The organism is Desulfovibrio sp. (assembly GCA_016208105.1).
Classification (GTDB): domain Bacteria; phylum Desulfobacterota; class Desulfovibrionia; order Desulfovibrionales; family Desulfovibrionaceae; genus Fundidesulfovibrio.
Map to the genome: position 1 here is coordinate 332,121 of JACQYS010000022.1, position 19,419 is coordinate 351,539.

Genomic DNA, 19,419 nt, shown 5'->3' on the forward strand with positions numbered 1-19,419 from the left:
TTGGGCCCGGGCATGAAATGAGCCTCCTGGAACACCTGGAAGAGCTCCGTTCGCGCCTGACGCGCGCGATCCTTGCGGCCCTGGTGGGCTTCGGGATCAGCTTCGCCTTTGCCGAGCGCATCCTGGAGATTCTGCTCCACCCGTTGAAGACTGTTCTGCCTCCCAAGAGCGAGCTTATCACCACCGCCCTGACCGAAGGGTTCTTCATCTCCATGAAGGCCGCTTTTGTGGCGGGCATTTTCCTGGTAAGCCCCTATATTTTTTACCAGATATGGAGTTTTATAGCGCCCGGGCTCTATGAGAACGAGCGCAAGCTGGCCATTCCCGTGGCCTTCTTCACCGCGCTCTGCTTCGTATCCGGGGCCTGCTTCGGCTACTTCGTGGTCTTTCCCTACGGTTTCACCTTCCTGGCCAACTATGCGGCGGACGTTGTCACGCTCATGCCCAAGCTCTCAGAATACTATTCGTTCTGCATGGGGCTTCTGTTCGCCTTCGGCATCATCTTCGAGATGCCGGTGTTCATCTTCTTCCTGGCCCGGCTCGGCGTTGTGGATCACATCTGGCTCAGGAAAAAGCGCCGATGGGCCATCGTGGTCTTTTTCATCGTGGCCGCGATTCTCACTCCCACTCCGGACGCAGTGAACCAGATTCTCATGGCCGCCCCCATGGTGGTTCTCTACGAAGTGAGCATCTGGGTGGCCTATTTCTTCGGCAAGAAAAAGTCCGCTGACGAGAACCTGCCCGCCGTCCCCGAAGATGGGGCCGGGGAGGGCGGAACTCCGGATGATGCCGGCCCGGGCGGTGCTTCCGGAACGGCCCCGCCGTCCGACGCGGCCCTTGATGAAGCCCATGCCTCGGAAAATCCTGGTGGCGATGCAGGGAGCACACCCGCTGTGGATGCTCCGGCTGACCCGCACGAGGCCGAGCGCGAAGCCCACGAGCAGGCGGCCCTGGGGCACGACCTTGAGAAGGGAAGTGCACCCCAGGATGCACCTGTCCAGGATGCGGCTCTTGAGGCCGCTCCCGCTCAGCAGGCCGCCGGCGCATCTGTTCCCGAGGCAACACCGGCTTTGGAACCCGCTGCTGAGGCCCAGGACAAGGCTCAGGCCGCCGCCCCGGCGGCGTGCGGCGAGGCCGCAGTGTTCACCGAAACTCCGGCCAGCTCTGAAACGGGATCGGGCCAGCCCGCTCCCGCCGTGGAGGGTGCTCCGGTTGGCGCCACTGGCGGAGTGGATGACAAAGCGGACCAGGGCGTCCACAAGGGCGACCCGAAAGCTGCCGGCGACGTAAAGAACTAGCTGATTGAAATTATCTGTCCATTTTGAAGAGACCCGCCAGGATTCGGAGAGCACCGTGCTGTTCCGGTTCCCGGCGGGTTTCTTGGTTTTTCGGCAATCAAGAGGCTCGACCTAATCTCCGCTCTCTGGCATTCTCCCGCCTGCAATGAACAGCATTCCCTTGATTCGTCTCGAAAACATCGCCAAGTCCTATTCCCAAGGCGATATGAACACCCAGGTGCTCAAGGGGATAAACCTCACCATCGATGCCGGGGAGTTCGTGGCTCTCCAGGGCCCCTCCGGTTCCGGCAAGTCCACTCTTCTGCACATCATCGGCCTCTTGGACCGTGCATCCTCCGGGCAGTATTTCCTTCGCGGCCAGGATGTTTCGGAACTTACCGACGACGCCCTCTCGGACCTGCGCAACAGGGCCATCGGCTTCGTGTTCCAGAGCTTCTACCTCATTCCCTATGCCACCGCCCTGGACAACGTCATGCTGCCCGGGCTCTACAGCGACACGCCCCAGGCCGAGCTGCGCGAAAGGGCGCAGACGCTTCTTGGCCAGGTGGGCCTGGCCGACCGCATGCGCCACAAACCTTCCCAGCTCTCCGGCGGCCAGCAGCAGCGCGTGGCCCTGGCCCGGGCCATGCTCAACAACCCGGACCTCATCCTGGCTGACGAACCCACCGGACAGCTCGATTCCAAAACCTCAGCGGAAATCATGAACCTCTTCGCCGAGGTCAATGCCCTGGGCAAGACCATCATCGTCGTCACCCACGACGAGGAGACCGCCAGCTATGCCAAACGCCGCGTCCTGGTCCTGGACGGCACTGTCGCATGACGCGGCGCGCCGGGCCAAGATGGTCTGGCGCATCCTGGGCATGGCCTTGGGGGCGCTGTGGGCTTTCAAGCTCCGTTCCTTCTTCGTCGTGCTGGCCGTGGCTCTGGGCATAGCCGCCCTGACCATCATCATCGCCTCGGTGGACGGCGCCAGGAGAAAAGCCCTGGAAATAGTGGAGTGGTTCGGCCCGGACGCCGTGCTGGTGTTCGGGGGCAACATCGAGACCAGGGCTGTGGGCCAGCGGTTCTTGACGCTCACCTGGAACGACGCGCAGACCATCGAGCGGTCCCTGCCCGGGACCTACATGGTGGTGCCCATGCGCTCAAAAAGCTCCGTCACCCTGCGCTTTGAAAACCGCAACATGGTGACTCCGGTTGTTGTGGGCGCCACGGCGGACTACGCCAAGGCCTGGAACTGGCCCCTGGCCGAGGGCCGGGATCTCACCGAGGACGACGTGAAGCATTCCGCCAAGGTCTGCATCATCGGCGACTATCCGGCCAAGGAGCTTTTCGGGGACGAATCGCCCATCGGGCAGGTGATCCTGGTTCAGGACCTCCCGGTGCAGGTCATCGGCCGCCTGGCCTATCGAGGATTCTCTCCCGGCAGCGGCGGTGTCTCCGTGGACGACCGCATCATCATGCCGCTTACCACCCTGACCCAGCGATTCCACCTGGAGCGGAGGTTCTTCCGGGCGTTGCGGGTGAAGTTCATCGAACCGGAGCTGATGGACGACCACATGGAGAATCTCCGGTCGCTTCTGCGCCATAACCACAAGCTGAAACCTGAAGATCCGGACGATTTTTCCATTCTCTCGGCCAGCGAGATCCTCAAGTTCCTGACCATGATAACCGGCGGCATCATGGTGTTTCTGGGCATCACGGCCGGAGCGGCAATAGTGGTTGGCGGGTTCGTTCTGGCGAATCTGCTGTTTCTTTCGGTGAGCGAGCGCCAGCAGGAGATCGGACTCAAAAAAGCCATGGGCGCCACTTCGGCCGCGATCACGATTCAATTCTTAAGCGAGGCGGTGTTGCTCACCCTGTTGGGCGCGTTCATCGGCATCGGCATCGGCATCGGCATGGGCCAGCTTCTTGCCAAACTGGGTTTTCTGGAGATCCAATTGTCCGTGAAGCTCTTTGTTCTGGCCCTTCTTTCGGCCATTGCCATAGCCCTGGTGTTCGGGCTCAAACCCGCGCGCAAGGCCGCGTCCCTGGACCCTATCGATGCCCTGCGGGGCGGTGAGTAGCGCGGGTCAGGCCGTGAGCTTTCTGACCCAGGCCAGAAATGCGTAGCCCTTGCGCACGGATTCTAGCTCCATCCAGCCCCGACCCTGTTTCTCCATTTCCCGAAGATACGTGATGAGCTCCGGCCTGAATTGCACCTTGAAGAGCCCCAGCCAGCGCGTGTGCATCCATTCCAGCCAGGCGGGAAGGCCGCCCTGGCCCCAGAAGTCCACAACGGCCAAAGTCCCGCCGGTTTTGAGGGCAGCCCAACCGGCTTCCAGCGCCTTGTTCCAGTTGGGGATCATGGAGAGGGAGTAGGAGTAGAACACCGCGTCGAATAGTTCTTCCGAGCCGAAGTGGGATTTGGGGTCGAGTTCTTCGGCCGGACACGTGGCCAGCTTCACATCCTGCCCCGACAGCTTGCGTTGCGCCGTTTCCAGCATCCGCTCGGATACGTCCAGGCCGCAAAGCCGGAGGTCGGGACGAAGTTGCCTGAGTTCCGCCAGGTTGCGTCCCGTGCCGCAGCCAAGCTCCAATACCGATCCCCCAAGGGGCACAGGCAGCCTTTGGAGCAGCCTGTCGCGGCCGAGCAGGTAGTACCGCCTCGTGGCGTCGTAGAAGTGCCGCTGGACGGTATACATCCGGTCCATGCGAAGCGCCTGATCCATGGGTCAATCCTCCATGACGTAGAGGTGGAAGCCTCCATAGATGCAGGAGCGGTCCGACCGGGTCAGGTCGAGTGACAGAGCCTGTTGGTAATGGAATCGGCTACGATGGGGATGCGAGATGGTGGTCTCCACCGGCGATTGTTTCCCGGCCGTGCGGAAGATAACCCGCGCCCCGGGCCTGGCTGTCCGTTCCATCTCGCCCCACAACACCCGCAAGGCTTCCGGGGTCATCCAGTCCTGCGAATCCAGGAGGACGAAGCGGTCCAGGCTGCGGGCGGGCTGTTTGCGAAGGTGGCTGTCCAGGCTGTCGTGAACCACGCTGGCCCGGTCAACCGAGGATTTGAGCGCCTGAAAATTATCCTGGCGCAGGTAGTCGGGAATTGCCTGGCGCTTGATCTTGTCGTAGCGGCGGCCGAAGGCCTGCCAGGCGAAGGGGTTGTCGCTTAAGTCGAAGCCGCAGGCCAGTTTTTCAACCCGCTTGCGGTAGGTCTTAAGAACGCCGTCGGGGTATTCCCTTGCGAGCGCCCGGTATTGTTGAGGCGGGATGCCGAGGCTGAACACCGCGATCGCATACTTGGAGAAAAATTTAGCCAGCCTTCCGGTGAGCAGGGGCTCAAGCTCTCTTGTGTATATTGCGCGTTGCTCTTCTCTGTTCTTTGCTTCCAGAATGCGCTCGGGGTTGCGCCCGCTCAAGCGGCAGACGTTGCGCAGCATCCGGAGAAACTGCCCCATGCGGGCGTGTTCGTAGAGGTTCTGCGCGAACATGGTGATGCGCGGCCCGCCCCACGGCGAGGCGCTTGTTTGCCAATACTTCGCGGTGTCTGCGGGGAGATGGGGCTCGATGTGGCGCGTGAAGGCCCATATGTTGGCGTTGTCGTCGGCATGGCCGAAGAACCTGAAAAACGCCTCGTGGGTGGGCAGGCGCCGGGCCGCCTCGAGCTTCAAGCGGCTCAGGTGGACGTGGTGGATGTTCAAGTCCACCGCGGTGACAGACTCAACCCCCTCAAGCAGATAGTGGCAGATGTTGCAGCCCCCGGAGGCGATGGTCAGGACACGGTGGTGAGGCTGTAATGCCATGGCCTCGATGTCCGTGCGGGGGTCTTCCCATATCTGGTTGTAGACGAAGCCGGAAAACCAGTGACAGAAGAGGCGTTCCAGGATGCCCTGCCCGGAGAAGGCAGGGCTTTGGCGTACGGCTGCCTTGAGCAGGCCAGCGCAGGATTGTGACATGAGACCCCCGGTCCGGGCGTTTTGTAATGCCTAGGCCCGGGGGGTTACGATTTGGCGACGGCGCGAAGTCATTTCGGCGGTTCCGGCCGGGGAGGACCTTCCGGAAGCCCCATCATCACAGTCCTTTCAGACGCTACTCTTTGTTCTTTTTCTTCTTTGAGTACGGATTCGATTTCCAAGGCTCGTCCACGTAGCCATCGAAGTCGCGGTGGCGCCCGAGCCCCTCAATGGTCATCCCTGGTGGCAACCCGCCTTTGGACCAGACACCCCCGTGGTACATGAAAAAAAGACCTGAAACAGGGTCCTGATAGATGTTGTGCGCGGGGTAGTAACGATAGCGCTGCTTGGCCCGGTAGCCATGCGCCGGAGCCCAGGGGGGCGGCCCTTTAGGTTTTGCCTGCCCGGGTGGAAGAAACTCATCCTGGTCGTATGGTGGCGCTGCATCCTTCTTCTTGCACCAGGAATCGTCGGCATGCAGAACGCAAACAGCCAGCATCAGGGCGGCAAGAGCCATGCGGACCATGGGGGCCTCCTTTGTTTGGGAACTCATTGTAGAGTCATAAGCTTCAGTATGACAAAGCGCAAAACAAATTGAGTTTTCGCGTCGCGCGGAGTAACAGTCTGCACATGTTCGCGAGACTGACAGCCCTTTGCTGCCTGTTCTGGCTCTCCATCGCCGCTTCGGCCCTTGCCCAGACCCTGTCCCCCGAGGCCCTGGCCGTTCACGGCGTGAACCGCCTCTCCTTCGGTCCTGCCCCGGGAGACATCGACCGTGTGCGGGCCATGGGGTTTTCGGCTTACGTCGAGGAACAGCTGGCCCCGGAAAAGCTACCCGAGCCCCAGGCCCTGACGGACCGGCTGGCTGCGCTCAAAACCTACTCCATGGATACCGTCCAGCTCTTCCGGACATACGGCCCCAAGGCTCCGGGCGGGCCGCGCAAGAATCCCACCATGGACGAGATAAACGCCGCCAAAGGCAAGGCGGCCATCATCCACCAGGAGGCGGCACAAGCCAAACTGTGGCGGGCCCTTCTTTCGCCTAGGCAACTGGAAGAGCTGTTGTGCGACTTCTGGTACAACCATTTCAATGTCCCGGCGGGCAAAGGCCTCACGCACCTCTGGGTGGGCAGCTTCGAACGCGAGGCCATACGCCCCTTCGTGCTGGGCCGCTTCGAAGACATGCTCCTGGCGGTCACCCGACATCCCGCCATGCTTATTCACCTGGAGAACTGGCAGAGCGCCTCGCCGGACAGCCAGCAGGGCAAGGGAAAACAGCGCCCGCTGGTGGAAATTCACGCCAGGGAGCTCCTGACGTCCCACACCACGGGCTTGGAGCCTGGCAAGGTAAAAGCCCAGGACGTGAATTCCCTGGCTCTTATTCTGGCCGGGTGGAGCGTCGGCTCGCCCCGGACCCCCCAGGACAAGAACGGATTCGTGTTCGACGAACATCGCCATGACGGCAAGGACAAGATTTTCCTGGGCAAGACCATCAAGGGGGCGGGGCTGAACGAAGGGCTGGAAGCCCTGCATCTGCTGGCGACCCATCCGGAAACCGCCAAGAACGTGAGCACCAAGCTGGCCCGTTTCTTCCTGGCGGACGATCCCCCGAAGGCCTTGGAGGAGGCCTTGACCAAGGTGTTCATCGACACCAAGGGCGATATCCGGGCCGTTTTGAAGGCCCTGTTCGCGAGCCCCGAGTTTTCCGACAAGAAATACGCCGGAACCAAGTTCAAGAACCCTCTGCGCTACGTTACGTCCATGGTCCGGGCCAGTTCACGGCCCGTGAACGAGGTGCTCTCTCTGACGGAACATCTGAACTGGCTGGGCATGCCGCTCTACGACGCTCCTGGCGCCTCCGGCTACAAAGAGACGCGCGACGTATGGCTGGCCGCGGACGCCATGCTCAAGCGCCTGAACCTTGCGGCTCAGGCCGGAGGGGGCGGTCTGCCGTGCTGGTCCCCGGGGAGCTATAAGGCTGTCGAGCCATTGGACGCGAAGATGCTGGCCAAAAACATGGGGCTGACCCTTTCCCCGGTAACGGGCCAAGCGGTCGAAGCGGCGCAGCCCGGGTTCAAGGCCGGGGTTCTGCTTGGCAGTCCTGAAGGCCAGCAATACTAGGTGACACAATGAAGCGCCGCCAATTTCTTTCGACCATGGCCGTGGCCGCCCTGGGAACGGCTGTGCCCTCATTGCTGGCGGCCCAGGAGCAGGGCTCGTCCAAGCGGCTCATTGTGCTGTTTCTGCGCGGCGGCCTGGACGGTTTGTCCGCGGTGGCTCCGGTGGAGGACCGCTGGTACTTCCAGGCGCGTCCCACCATCGCCCTTCCCCCTCCGGGCCAGGAGGGCGGAACGCTTCCCCTGGCTCCCGGCTTCGGCCTGCACCCGGCTCTTGAGCCGCTTCTGGAGTATTGGCGGAACGGCTCCCTGGCGCTTCTTCCGGCGTGTGGCCTTTCAAGCCCCATGCGCACCCATCCGGAAGCCCAGCGGGCCATGGAAAGCGGGCAGCCCTTGGAACGCCACTTCCGCGACGGCTGGCTGGCAAGACTTCTGCCGCTCATCGGCAAGGACGCCAAGGCCCTTACGCTGTCCCCCACGCCGCCGCTCATCGGACAGGGGAAGCCCGGAGTTCAGAACGTCCGCCCCACGAATTTTCCGCCTTCGGTGTGGAGGTTGGAGCGCCCGGGTATTTTCTCGTCCTTCGACGCGATCTATGCCGGGAACGATCCCTTGAGCCGGTCCTACCGTCAGTCGCAGACCGTGCTGCGCAACAGAATGACCGAGCTGGACAGGGAAATCACCGTATCCGCTTCCGGTGCGCCATCGGTGCACGCTCTACCGACCCTGGCAGGGCAGATAGCCTCCTACCTTGAGAAAAATCCGGCCACCAAGCTTGTTTTCGCAGCCTTGGGAGGCCTTGACGCCCATTTCGAGCAGGGGGCGGGCAAGGGCAAGCTGTCCGAGGCCTTCTTCTCTCTGGGGAAGGGCCTTTCTACGCTGGCCAAGGCCCTAGGGCCTAACATGTCGGACACCGCCGTGCTGGTGATGAGCGAATTCGGCCGCAGCCTTCGCGAGAACGAGTTCGCGGGCACGGAGAACGGCCACGGAACGCTATTCATGCTTCTTGGGGGCTCCGTGTCCGGCGGGACCATGCACGGCCCTTGGCCGGGGCTTGCTCCGGACAAGCTCTCCGACGGGCTTGATCTGGCCGTGACCGTTGATTTCAGGGACGTGATCGCCCAGATAACCACCTCCCACTTCGGGCTGGGCAAGGAGGCCGTGTCCCAGGTTCTGCCCGGTTTTACGCCCTCGTCCAGCCTTCCTGGAATCTTCAAGGGCTAGCAGCCTGTTGAAAAAATCCCGCTGGCGGCGTTGCCGTTCAAAAGTCAAACCTTCGCGTATGTCAAATACGCGTCAGCCTTGACTTTTTCCTGCGCCTTGCCAGCTGGTTTTTTGAACAGGCCGCGACGAGCTACTTTTACAACAGGCGGCTAGCACCCTTAAGATTTCGTTTCAGCTACCGACAAGAATCCTTGGGAAGGGACCGCGTTCTTGGCGCGGTTGACACGGATGTCCGATTGCCCAAGGAGTTGCCCATGTCCAAGGTCATTTCGCTTCGCGAATACGTTCGCGACAAGGTGACGCTCATGCCCGTTGCGCCGGAAGCGGATGCCGGCGAACCATTCATCAACGACAGCCAGGTCTGGTCGAAAGACTACAGCAAGCCGGAGAACGTCATCTTCGGGGTGCTGAAGATCAGAGAGGTCCTGAACTACTACCTCTACTACGAGGATATCTGGGCCTACCTGCTGCTCAATCTGCTGGACGCGTCGGCGCATTCCACCCCCGAAGACCATATGGAGTTGTCCGAAGCTGCCGCTCATCTTCGCAACTATATGGTCCAGGCAGTGGACGCCACAAACCGCAAGAACATGTTCGCGGCCATGCTCATTCTGGACCTGATCGAGAAGGCTCCGGGATTCAGGGCCCAGGTGCTCGGTCTGCCGCACGACTAGCGGCTGGCTGACACCGGCACACTGTGGAGACACCATGCGTCTCGCGTCACGCGCGGGACGCATGCCGCAGGGGGACATGGGCCGGCCTGGCGTCGGCGCTTCCTGGAATCGTCAGGGACGCTACGTCATTGTGTCAGGGATTTTTCGAAAGAAACGGACAGAATGTCAGCGCCTGCCCGGTCAGGCGCGTATCATCCCCGCGCCCTTCGTAGAGTATGAGCGGCGGCTCGGCCGTGAGTCCTGCTCCTGCATGCTTCACCGCTTCCATCAAAACCAGTTTCGCCGGTTCGTCCACCCGGGAGTGAACGAAGCGCAGACGCTTTGGCGCAAGTTTGGCCTTCTGGCAGCCAAGCACCAGGTCTGCCAGCCGGGCGGCCGGATACACAAAAGCCGCGCTGCCACGGTTGGCCAGAAGCCATGAGGCCGCTGACAAAAAGTCCTCCAGCTTTGCATGCGCTTCGAAGCGCGCCACGTCTCTGTCCGGATTGAGGCAGGTCTGCCCCGTACCCAGCTTCCGGTAGGGGGGATTGGCGAGCACGATGTGCATGGATTGCGGCGGGAAGGCTTCGCGAATATGGCGAATGTCTGCGCACCGAGTCTGGAAACGCCCATCCAGTCCCAACAGTTCGGCGTTGTGTTTGGCGGCCCCGGCCATGGCCGGGTCGATGTCGATCCCTGTGGCCTGGTCAATCTTGGGGTGCTGAAGAAGCGCCGCCAGGGCAGCCACGCCGCATCCGGTGCCCAGGTCTGCCAGGCGGGCGTCCTTTTTGGGCCGGGCGAAACAGGCCAGAAGCAGCGGATCCAGGGAAAACCGGTAGCCGTTTTCAGGCTGGGCGAGCCCGGTGGGGAAGGCGTCCCGGGCGGCCGCTATGGGTGGTGCGAGTCCCCGGTCAGGCTTTGGGGTATGCGATTGGCCGGAATCGGAGGCTTTTGCCTTGGGCACGGGCGTGGTCATGGCCTTGGGTCAGGAAGCTTGGCGCGCCTTGAAGATCTTTCTCTTCACGAATTCCAGAAGCATGGAGGCTTCCTCCACCTTAAGGATCACGGCCAGGGCCATGTACACCACGGCCCAGACCGCGATCATGGCCAGGGCCGCGTATTTGTTCACAGGCGTGAGCAAGGCCCCAAGGCCGATGAGAACGCTCAAGCCCGAGCTCACCCAGACGGTGCGCCCAAGCTGCGACCACGGACCGATGCTCGCGCCAAGAGCCCGTCCCAAAAGCCAGACGTTCAGCCACGAGGACAGGGAGGTGGCCAGGGCCAGCCCCACGTGCTTCAAGGGAAACATGAGGGCCGCTCCCAGAGCGATGTTGGCCAGCATGCTGTAGAACCCGGCCCGCACCGGGGTTTTGGTGTCGTGCAGGGCGTAGAAAGCCGAAACCAGGGGCCGGACGCAGGCGAAGGCAGGAAGGCCCACGGAGTAGGCGATGAGCGCTGCGGAGGTGGCCTGCTCCGCCTCGGGAGTGAAGGCGCCTCGGCCGAACAGGACGTCCACCATGGGGGCGGCCAGGGCCATGAGTCCGGCCGTGGCCGGAAGGCAGATGAAAAGCGTTAAGCGAAGCGAGGCCGAGAGCGTGTGCTTGAATTCCGGCATCTCCTTGGCAGCGGCCAGCCTGGCCAGGCTCGGCAGGGCCACCGTGCCCACGGCCGCCCCGAACACGCCCAGGGGAAACTGCACCAGCCTGTCCGCGTAGTACAGGGCTGAGATGGAACCCGCCGCCAGAAAGGAGGCCAGGAGCGTGCCCACCACGATGTTTATCTGGTAGATGGCGGCGCCGAAAACAGTGGGCAGCATGAGCCTGCCCATGCGCAGCACGCCCTCGTCCATGAGCTTCCAGGGGCCGCGCCAGGAAAAACCGAATCGTTTCAGGGCGGGCATCTGCATGTATATCTGCCCGAAACCGCCTACGATAACGGCCCAGGCCAGTGTGTGGGACACATCCAGCCCGAAGAGCCAGGCCACACCGCAGCCGATGATGATGACGGTGTTGAGCTCGCTGGTGGCCAGGGCCGGGGCCAGAAAGTGCCCCATGGAGTTGAGGGCTCCCATGCACAGGGCCACGATGGAGATCTGGATGATGTAGGGAAAGACGATTCGCACCAGCTCGGTGGTGAGGGCCATCTGGTCCGGATTGGAAGCGAACCCCGGGGCGATGATCAGGGTGATGGGCCGGGCGAAAACCACGGCCAGAGCGGTAATAACGCCCAGAATGATGAGCAGCCACATGAGGGCCGAGCGGGTCATGGCGAAGGCCGCCTCGTCGCCCTGTTTCTCGCGCAGGTCGGAGAACACGGGAACGAAGGCCATGGTCATGGAGCCTTCGGCAAAGAGCCTGCGCAGTGTGTTTGGAAGCCGGTAGGCAACGTAGAAGGCGTCGGCCACGGGGCCTGCGCCGAGCACATAGGCGACGATGACGTCCCGGAAAAAACCCAGAACGCGGGAAAGAAGGGTGGCCGCGCCTACAATGGAGGCGTCCTTGGCGATTTTTCTGACGTGGCCGCTCATGGCTGGGCGAGAGTAGGGGAAAGGCCCCTATGAGTCCAGGAACACCTCACCAGAAGATCTTCCGGAACCGCTCCAGAAGCCCCGTCTCGGACTCTTCGCCGCTTCGCAGGGCGGTGCCGCGCATCTTTTCTTCGCGCTCCTTGAATATCCTGGTGACATTGCCCATGAGCACCGGGTTTTTCTCCAGCACAACCCGGAACGCCTCCCGGTCCACCTCCAGGCAGGACACGGGTTCCACCGCCACCACGTCCGCCTGCCTGGGTTCCCCGGTGAGAAGGGCCATCTCTCCGAACACGTCTCCCGGCCCAAGGCGGGAAAGCTCCGTCTCGCCCAGGCGAACGGCCACATGCCCCGAGGCGATGATGAACATGGTGGTGCCTCCCTGGCCGCGTTCCACTATGCGCGCATCCGGCACATAGGTACGGATTGCCGCGCACTGCATCAGAAGATCGATCTCGTCCGGGAGCATGCCCTCGAACAGCCCTGCACCCGTAACCAATTTCGATATTTCCTGGTTTGTTGCGCCAGTCATTCTGCGACCGGAGACCACCATCTGCCTGCTCATGGGGAAGTCGATGCCCTGCTTGCGGAATTCATACCACACAGCCGAGAGCACATCGCTGCGGGCAGCCACCTGATTCTCGAAATCCTCCACGTAGAACACCATGCGATACGTGACGTGGTCCAGGCCGAACTCGTAAAGCCGCACCCTGGGTTCGGGAAATGGCGCGACCAGCGGCGACTTCCTGAGTATTTCCTCCAGAGCGCTTTTCACTTTCACCGGCGAGGTTGAAAGGGGGGCGGGGACCGGAACCACTATGTTCACCTGCTTGATTGGCTCGGATATGTTGGTGAGCCGTTCCTTCACGATGGCGTTGTTGGGAATGAGTATCTGGTTTTGCGAGAAGGTGACCAGCTTGGTGTAGCGCCAGGTGATCTCGGTCACCTGGGCCTCGATGTCTCCGACCTTGATCCAATCCCCCAGCTTGAAGGGCTTTTCGGTCTGGATGAGAAGCCCGGAGAAGAGGCTCCCGATGGTGTCCTGCATGGAGAAGCCGATGACCGCCGTGAGAATGGCGGACGACGTGAGTATGGACCCCACGTCCACGTTGAAGGCCTGGCGCAGCCCGTAGCCAACCAAAGCCAGGGCCGCGCCAAAGGACAACAGATTGAGCAGTATCTTGTTGACCGGGCGCTGTTTAAGCCGCGTCAGATACAGGTCGGCGTAGATGTCGTGCAGGATGGTGCGAAAGGCCATCCACACCACGATTCCATGCAGGATAAGCGACGGGGTGGCCCAGACGTCTTTGAGGACATGGATATCCATCAGGCGCAACGCATAAAAGACGATCAGCCATTTGCAGAGGGCCACGGGGCCTGCCGCGCCCTTGCCCTTGAGCCGTGCCTGCAAAACCTGCAGAAGGCCCGAGAGAACCAGCAGGGCGCCTATGATAAAAAGATCGGATGCTTTTGCCGCTTCAAACGCGTTGATGAGATCAGCTGTGGGAGTGATCATGGGGGCGGAGTGTATCGTCACTGTTAGCCAAGGCCAAGGTTTTTTGCTTGCCCGCAAATGCCGGGTGCGGTACCCGCCCGGCGTGTCCAACAAGAAAAAAGACCGTCCCCTGCCGGAGTCGCTTGGCCTGCCGCTGTGCGGCGTTGAGACCCACGCCCACCTGGACTACAAACGGCTGGACCCGCACGAGCTGCCTCTGGTTCTTGGCCGCGCCGCTAAGGCAGGCGTCGAACGCATAGGCAACGTGTTTCTGGGCGTGGAGGCCTACGCGGCCAACGCGTCGGTTTTCCGCCAGCATCCCCAGGTGTTTTTCCTTTTGGGAATCCACCCCAACGATTCGGCCCAGGCGGACATCCGCCATGTTTCCGATATGGCGACGCTCTTTAAGGCCGACTCCAACCTGAAGGCCATCGGAGAGATCGGGCTCGATTTCTATTGGAAGGACACCCCGCCCGAGGTGCAGGAGCGGTTTTTCCGGGAACAGCTGGCCTTGGCCCGGGAGATGAATCTGCCCGTGGCCGTGCACAGCCGGGACGCCTTTGCCGACACCCTGCGCGTTCTGGACGATTCCGGCCTGCCGGGGGAGCTCATTCTCTGGCACTGCTTCGGAGGCGGGCCGGACCAGGCCGTGGAACTCATCCACCGCGGCTACACCGTCTCCGTCCCGGGGCCGGTGACGTATTCGAAAAACGAGGACTTGCGCCGGGCCGTGTCCATTTTGGAGATGGACAGGATGGTGATCGAATCCGACGCCCCGTTCCTCACTCCCGAGCCCTATCGTGGGCGGCCCAACGAGCCTTCCTACAACGTGTTCACGGCCCAGGCCGTGGCCCGTGTGAAGGGGGTGGACACGGCCGAGATATGGCGGGTGACCGGGCAGAACGCCAAGCGATTCTTCGGATTGGATCCCCTCTAGTATCCGGTTTTCCCTGAGCTTACGAGAGATGAACCTCCTGGAGCGATGATGATACTAAAGATCAAACGCGTCTTCCTGGCTGTTCTGGTTCTTGCTTTCCTGGGAACGTGGAACTCGGGTGTTTGCCTGCCCCAGGAAGCGGGGCAGGCCAAGGATCGCTCCTACCAGCGGGTCGTCGTGCTTTCAGACCCGCACTACGGCCTCGACATGTCGTCCGGTTCCGCCTCGCAGGCCGAGGTCATGCAGGCCACGCGCAAGCGCCAAACGGTGGAGGACATTAACGGCTGGAAGGACGTGGACCTTGTGGCGGTGCTGGGCGACATTGTGGCCCGGTACGGCAGCCCGGAGGAATACGCTCAGGCCAAGGCGTTTGTGGACGAAATCCGCAAGCACAGGGCCGTTGTCGCGGGCAATCACGAATACAAGTATGCCGACCAGCCCGGGGAGGACGGCAAGCTGCGCGGGGCCCCGCCCGAACTGCAGAGGGAGAAGCTTGAGCGGTTCAAGCGAACCTTCGGGGTGCCACAGCTTCACTTCACAAAAAAGCTCGGGAACTACCTGCTGGTCTTTTTGTCCACCGACGCGGTGGGCGGCACATTCACCACGGAGATCTCCGAACGGACGCTCTCATGGCTTGAGGACACGCTTCGCAGGCACCGGAAGACACCGACGCTCATATTCTTCCACGCCCCGTTGAAGGGAACCCTGGAGAACTACAGCCCCAAGATTAACGGGGACATGCGCATCGCCCAGCCGGAAAGGAAGCTGGACGACCTGCTTAGGGCCAACCCCCAGGTTCTGCTCTGGGTCTCGGGGCACACCCACACCCCGGCCACCAACGTGAGCTTCAATTCGCCCGTGAACGTGTACCAGGGGCATGTGACCAACATCCACAACAGTGACCTGAAACGCAAGACCATCTGGACCAATTCCCTGTTTCTGTATCCCGGCAGGATAGTGGTGAAGACCTGGGACCACGCCACGGGCGGATGGCTGGAGGGCTCCGAGCGGGTCATTCCCGTCCCAGGTGGTTGAGAACGTGTCTTAATTGAGTGCTTTTCTCTTTGCATCCGGATGAAGAACAAAGATCGCTTTTCTGGCAACGTATAACGGAGTGGATTCAGTGTAGTATGTTTGAGGGTGCCGTCCTGACATGCGTAGATACATTGACTCCCTAAGAAGCCTTTCCGCAACGCAGGGACAAGGTGGAAACGTTACGGGAGATCAAAACCCTGTGCACGTTATAACCGCGCCCCACCCCAACGATACGGAGTTGGCTTAAATTCCGGCCAATAGAGGGCTGGGGCCTTGGAAAGCCAGGAAGCCGCCGCTCCAAAACCTGAAGGGCTGAGGTAATACCGTTGGCACCGTGAGAAGAGAAGATGCTCGGCGATGATGTTTTTCATTGCCACAGCAGAAAGATGCGATTCAGATTTTTCCAAATGGAGAATTGGCCAGCCGGTGACAAATACTTCGTTGCCATATCGTTGAAGGGCCATATCACGTGCAGTTTCTGAATCTGTGGTGAGAAAGAATAACACAGGTTTCTCTGTGGATTGTTCTTGTAAATCTACCTTGGCTTTTTCAACGAATCTGAACACTTCTTCAGGCTTCGCAAACTCCGGATCGTCCCATCGTCCGTCACCGCCCGTGCGCACTTGTATTCCAACTACATGGTGATTTGAAAGCATGGCAGAATATAATTCAAACTGGTCCCTAAGAATGCCATCCTTGATGTACGGTTTGAAAAGGAATTCAAAGGCGATCTTGAAGAAAAGCTTGTCCAAGTCGATGCGGTCCAGACCCAGTGACATGATTTTGTCACGACAATGAGGGTTTGCACTCACTGACTCAATTATTTCAGAAAGATGATGTGCCTTAAAGAAGACTACAGGGACGTTCATGAAAAGAGATTCTTCAATGTTGTCCTCGTAAAACATATTATTAAATCGTTCAAAAAGAGCCCCCTTAGTATTAAGCATCAAACAGGAAGCTCGCGAGAATGTATTCCATGGGTCATGGCTCCAGTCTATATGGTTTGGAGCGAGTATATCTAGAAGGGGGGCTGGAGCAACCCAGTCAATAAGCAATGCCCTGTCCGTAATCATCGCTAATAATAGCGATGATACGATCCCTTTCATCCGGTCAATATAGCCACCAGCTCCACTGCTACAGCATGATACTAGGATGTTGCCATCTTTTTGTCCGGTGACAATCTTCTTGTGCAGCCTCGGGTAGTCAGCGTACCAGCCTGTGACCATGTCGTTACTCGATGTGGTGTGTGATTAATGAAAAAAGTTAAATTGTGTTCGATGTGCTCAATCATCATGTATTAGAATGTGCATTTCTTGAAAGCTGGCAATAAAATTATGACGATACTGAAACGTTAATAAGGTCAAACGGTAGGGTGCCTAACGCCTCGCGCAGAAACCCCCGCATCTCCCGCTCGCAATCAGGCGAGAAACTGAGCTTCAATATGGCCGCGTGGCGGTCAACCACGCTCATGTACCCCAGGTGGCCGTGGGCCTCGAGCAGGAACTTGAAAAGCGCGATGTGCTCCTGCCTGAGCCTGACGTACAGCCGGGACGACCAGCGCGGCGGCGTGTAGGGCGTCTTGCGTCTGCGCGGGCGAGGTTCCGGCGGAGAGCACTTTGGGGATTCGATCTCAGACCCCATTCTGGCCCAGTATCCTGTGGCCGTCCTCGGTCACCACCACCATGTGCTCCCAGCGGATGCCCCCCCATTCGGGATAGTACAGGCCAGGCTCCACAGTGATCACCATGCCCGGCTCCAGAAGGCCGTCGGCTATGGGCGAGAGGCTGGGGGCCTCGTGGGTCTCCAGGCCGATGCCGTGGCCCAGGGCGTGGGTGAATGCCTTTTCCACGCCGAACTCTTCGAAGTAGGCCCGGGCGGTGCGGTAGGTCTCCGAGATGGGAAGCCCGGGGCGGATGGCCGCGATGGCCTTGGCCTGGGCCATCTGGGTCAGTTCCAGCGCTTTTCGGAAGTGGTCGGGCGGACGGTTGCCCACCCAGAAGGTGCGGGTCTGGTCCGAGTTGTAGTCGCCAAGGCGTCCGCCCATGTCCACCAGCACCATGGACTCTTCTTTCACCTCGTCGCGGCCCGGTTCGGCATGGGGCAGGGCGGCGTTGGAATCCACGGCCACTATGGGGGCGAAGGCCAATTCGGAAGCGCCGAAATCTCTGAAAAGCTGCTCGAGCCTCCAGGCGATCTCCCCTTCGCTGCGCCCGGGAACGAGCACATCCGGAGCGGCCAGCATCACCCGCTCGTTCAGGGCGCAGGAGCGGTCCAGCCGCTCGATTTCAGCGGGTTCCTTGATGCGCCGCAGCTCCTCAACAAGGCCGCTGGAGCGCACCAGGTTCAGGTTTGCCCGCAGGCGTTCGTGCGTATCCACGCTCATGGCCCGGCTTTCGAAAGCCAAGGGGCCGGAATGATTCTTTGAAAGAAAATCGGCTATCTGGGTGTAGCGCTGGCCGGTGTAGATGAAGATGTCCTCTTCAGGCCAGAGCCGCCGGGCCGCGTCCAGAAATCTGGGGTCCGTGAGCAGCTTGTCGCGTCCGTTGGCGGTTATCAGCAGCATGCCGGAGGATTCGTTGCACTGGGAGTCGTGCAGTTCGAATCCGCTCAGGTAGTAGCGGTTGGCGGCGTGGGAAACGAGAAGGGCCGTGTGCCCGGCATTGCGCATTCGGGCGCGCAGCTTTTCGCGCCGGGCGGAATACACCTCCGGCGTAAAGGGAGCGTCTGTCACAGAAATCCTCAGAGGGCGTAGGTGGTTTCGGCCTTGCCGGTCACCATGCGTTCGGCCCACTCCACGCCCTGCATCACCGAGTGGTCCATGTTGCTCACCTCGTACTTCCAGCCGCCGAAACGCCCCCTGCTGAAGATGGCCTGGGTTTCCAGCCAGGGCTGGATGGCCTTGAGCGCCGCGTCGCGGCCCAGGGTGGGGATGGGGTAGGAGTAGTCGAGGCGCATCTCCCAGGTGGAGACGACGGCTTCCCGTTCCTTTTCCGACATCAGCGAGACGTTTACAAGACCGTCCACCACGCTGTCCAGGTGCGAGGCCGGTTCGTCCTTGTGCTCGGAGAAGCTCACCTCGGTCATGTAGGCGCGCTTTCTGACCGTCATGCCGTCGGGGTCGGGAGTGTTGTTGGGCGAGTAGTGATGGAAATTCGTCACCCTGTAGAAGGGGTTGTCGGACTCGGGGAAATACATCCAGCAGCGCGAATCGGTCTTGGCTCCGTCCACGCCAACGCCGCCGATGTAGCCGCCGCTGTGCTTGAGCTCCGAAGCGGCTTTGCGCACCTGGTCCGGCACGCTGGTCAGGAGCTTCTGGGCCAGGATGTCCAGGGGGCCGGTGAAGAGCAGGTTCTGGTAGGAGAACCGTTCGCCAGTGGAACACGTAACTTCCTTCTTGTCCGGATCGATGCCCACCACGCCGCGCCCGTAGCGGATGTGGTCCTCGAACTTGGCCGCCACCCGGCGGTAGATTTCGCCCGTGCCGCCGTAAAGGGGGAACTTGAAGGTGTTGTTGGGTCCCCAGGAGACGTCGTCCAGGGCCAAAAGGATGTTCTTGACCACTTTCTCCAGGCCAACAACGCTCACGCGCTCGCCGATCCACTTGTAGCTCATGAGCTCGGGAGGCGTGGCCCAGACCTTGAAATTGTAGGGCATCATGAAGTGCTTGGCGATGCCCAGGCCGAACACGTGCTCGATCCATTCCTTGAAGTCGGCCGGCTGGTACCCGTTGTCCCCGAAGGGACGCATGCCGGGAAGAAGGCCGTGTACGCATTCCCAGGCCATGTCTTTGGGCAGGTAACGGATGTTGTTCTGGAACGGGTAGGGAACCCAGGTCTTGGCGATGCGCACCCAGGCCTCGCGCTGGTGCTCCAGGTACTTGCCGTCAAGGGCTTCGTCCAGCATGCGGTCGAAATAGTCGTAGTGGGAGAACACCACATGGCCGCCCACGTCCCAGGTGAAGCCCTTGGAGTCCTCAAAACTGGCGGACAGACCCCCGGGATAGGTGTTGGCTTCCAGGACCAGGAAATCCTTGACGCCAAGCTCGGACAAGCGGCGTGCGGCGCCAAGGCCCGTGGGGCCCGCGCCGATTATGAGGTAGTTGTTCTGCACGATTCTTCCTCCCTGAAGATTCGGCCAGAATATAGCAAAACTCAGGCCAACGCCCACTGCGGAAAGCTCTTCCGGGCATACGGCAGAC

The 19,419-nt window shown here is 60.9% G+C and carries 18 protein-coding genes; 8 read left to right on the plus strand and 10 right to left on the minus strand.

Annotation, left to right across the window (positions count from 1 at the left end):
- The first annotated feature begins 17 nt into the window (after positions 1 to 17).
- The 3 genes from tatC to HY795_14135 all read left to right on the plus strand — a co-directional run bounded on the left by tatC (position 18) and on the right by HY795_14135 (position 3,361).
- The gene (gene tatC, locus HY795_14125; GenBank protein MBI4806367.1) at positions 18 to 1,298 is read left to right on the plus strand and encodes a twin-arginine translocase subunit TatC; all 1,281 of its coding nucleotides are present in this window, start codon (positions 18 to 20) and stop codon (positions 1,296 to 1,298) included.
- A gap of 160 nt (positions 1,299 to 1,458) precedes the next feature.
- Complete coding sequence (locus HY795_14130; protein MBI4806368.1) at positions 1,459 to 2,118, plus strand: ABC transporter ATP-binding protein; 660 nt, start codon at positions 1,459 to 1,461, stop codon at positions 2,116 to 2,118.
- Complete coding sequence (locus HY795_14135) at positions 2,075 to 3,361, plus strand: ABC transporter permease (GenBank protein ID MBI4806369.1); 1,287 nt, start codon at positions 2,075 to 2,077, stop codon at positions 3,359 to 3,361. The genes HY795_14130 and HY795_14135 overlap by 44 nt, the downstream gene beginning before the upstream one ends.
- Positions 3,362 to 3,367: 6 nt before the next feature.
- On the opposite strand, the gene HY795_14140 is transcribed toward HY795_14135, so the two are convergent.
- The 3 genes from HY795_14140 to HY795_14150 all read right to left on the minus strand — a co-directional run bounded on the left by HY795_14140 (position 3,368) and on the right by HY795_14150 (position 5,759).
- Positions 3,368 to 4,006, minus strand: coding sequence for a class I SAM-dependent methyltransferase (locus HY795_14140; GenBank protein ID MBI4806370.1), 639 nt, complete (start codon positions 4,004 to 4,006; stop codon positions 3,368 to 3,370).
- A gap of 3 nt (positions 4,007 to 4,009) precedes the next feature.
- Entirely contained in the window at positions 4,010 to 5,236 is a 1,227-nt protein-coding gene (locus HY795_14145; GenBank protein ID MBI4806371.1) for a BtaA family protein, read from the minus strand.
- A 133-nt stretch (positions 5,237 to 5,369) separates the two neighbouring features.
- Entirely contained in the window at positions 5,370 to 5,759 is a 390-nt protein-coding gene (locus HY795_14150) for a hypothetical protein (protein MBI4806372.1), read from the minus strand.
- A 104-nt stretch (positions 5,760 to 5,863) separates the two neighbouring features.
- On the opposite strand from HY795_14150, the gene HY795_14155 reads away from it, so the two are divergent.
- The 3 genes from HY795_14155 to HY795_14165 all read left to right on the plus strand — a co-directional run bounded on the left by HY795_14155 (position 5,864) and on the right by HY795_14165 (position 9,248).
- Positions 5,864 to 7,354 carry a DUF1800 domain-containing protein gene (locus tag HY795_14155; GenBank protein MBI4806373.1) on the plus strand — a complete coding sequence of 497 codons (1,491 nt, stop codon included), beginning with the start codon at positions 5,864 to 5,866 and terminating at the stop codon, positions 7,352 to 7,354.
- Positions 7,355 to 7,362: 8 nt separating this feature from the next.
- A complete protein-coding gene (locus HY795_14160; protein ID MBI4806374.1) occupies positions 7,363 to 8,574 on the plus strand; it encodes a DUF1501 domain-containing protein in 1,212 nt (403 codons plus the stop codon).
- Positions 8,575 to 8,828: 254 nt separating this feature from the next.
- Positions 8,829 to 9,248 carry a hypothetical protein gene (locus tag HY795_14165; GenBank protein MBI4806375.1) on the plus strand — a complete coding sequence of 140 codons (420 nt, stop codon included), beginning with the start codon at positions 8,829 to 8,831 and terminating at the stop codon, positions 9,246 to 9,248.
- A 133-nt stretch (positions 9,249 to 9,381) separates the two neighbouring features.
- On the opposite strand, the gene HY795_14170 is transcribed toward HY795_14165, so the two are convergent.
- From HY795_14170 to HY795_14180, 3 genes are read right to left on the minus strand one after another with little or no spacing between them, the layout of a single operon-like run.
- Positions 9,382 to 10,203, minus strand: a complete 822-nt coding sequence (locus HY795_14170) for a methyltransferase (GenBank protein MBI4806376.1) — start codon at positions 10,201 to 10,203, stop codon at positions 9,382 to 9,384.
- A 9-nt stretch (positions 10,204 to 10,212) separates the two neighbouring features.
- On the minus strand, positions 10,213 to 11,754 hold the full coding sequence (gene murJ, locus HY795_14175) for a murein biosynthesis integral membrane protein MurJ (protein ID MBI4806377.1): 1,542 nt from the start codon (positions 11,752 to 11,754) through the stop codon (positions 10,213 to 10,215).
- 46 nt (positions 11,755 to 11,800) lie between these two features.
- The gene (locus HY795_14180) at positions 11,801 to 13,270 is read right to left on the minus strand and encodes a mechanosensitive ion channel (protein ID MBI4806378.1); all 1,470 of its coding nucleotides are present in this window, start codon (positions 13,268 to 13,270) and stop codon (positions 11,801 to 11,803) included.
- Positions 13,271 to 13,352: 82 nt separating this feature from the next.
- Here HY795_14180 and HY795_14185 point away from each other — a divergent pair, with 82 nt between their 5' ends.
- Positions 13,353 to 14,186: a TatD family hydrolase gene (locus tag HY795_14185; protein ID MBI4806379.1), complete on the plus strand. Its 834-nt coding sequence runs from the start codon at positions 13,353 to 13,355 to the stop codon at positions 14,184 to 14,186.
- Positions 14,187 to 14,234: 48 nt separating this feature from the next.
- Positions 14,235 to 15,221, plus strand: coding sequence for a metallophosphoesterase (locus HY795_14190; GenBank protein MBI4806380.1), 987 nt, complete (start codon positions 14,235 to 14,237; stop codon positions 15,219 to 15,221).
- A 206-nt stretch (positions 15,222 to 15,427) separates the two neighbouring features.
- Here HY795_14190 and HY795_14195 read toward each other — a convergent pair whose 3' ends face one another.
- The 4 genes from HY795_14195 to HY795_14210 all read right to left on the minus strand — a co-directional run bounded on the left by HY795_14195 (position 15,428) and on the right by HY795_14210 (position 19,331).
- Positions 15,428 to 16,447: a hypothetical protein gene (locus HY795_14195; protein MBI4806381.1), complete on the minus strand. Its 1,020-nt coding sequence runs from the start codon at positions 16,445 to 16,447 to the stop codon at positions 15,428 to 15,430.
- A 106-nt stretch (positions 16,448 to 16,553) separates the two neighbouring features.
- The gene (locus tag HY795_14200; protein MBI4806382.1) at positions 16,554 to 16,862 is read right to left on the minus strand and encodes a DUF4911 domain-containing protein; all 309 of its coding nucleotides are present in this window, start codon (positions 16,860 to 16,862) and stop codon (positions 16,554 to 16,556) included.
- Positions 16,852 to 17,889: an aminopeptidase P family protein gene (locus HY795_14205; protein MBI4806383.1), complete on the minus strand. Its 1,038-nt coding sequence runs from the start codon at positions 17,887 to 17,889 to the stop codon at positions 16,852 to 16,854. Before HY795_14205 ends, HY795_14200 begins: the two co-directional genes overlap by 11 nt.
- 71 nt (positions 17,890 to 17,960) lie before the next feature.
- A complete protein-coding gene (locus tag HY795_14210) occupies positions 17,961 to 19,331 on the minus strand; it encodes an FAD-dependent oxidoreductase (GenBank protein ID MBI4806384.1) in 1,371 nt (456 codons plus the stop codon).
- Positions 19,332 to 19,419 lie beyond the last annotated feature (88 nt).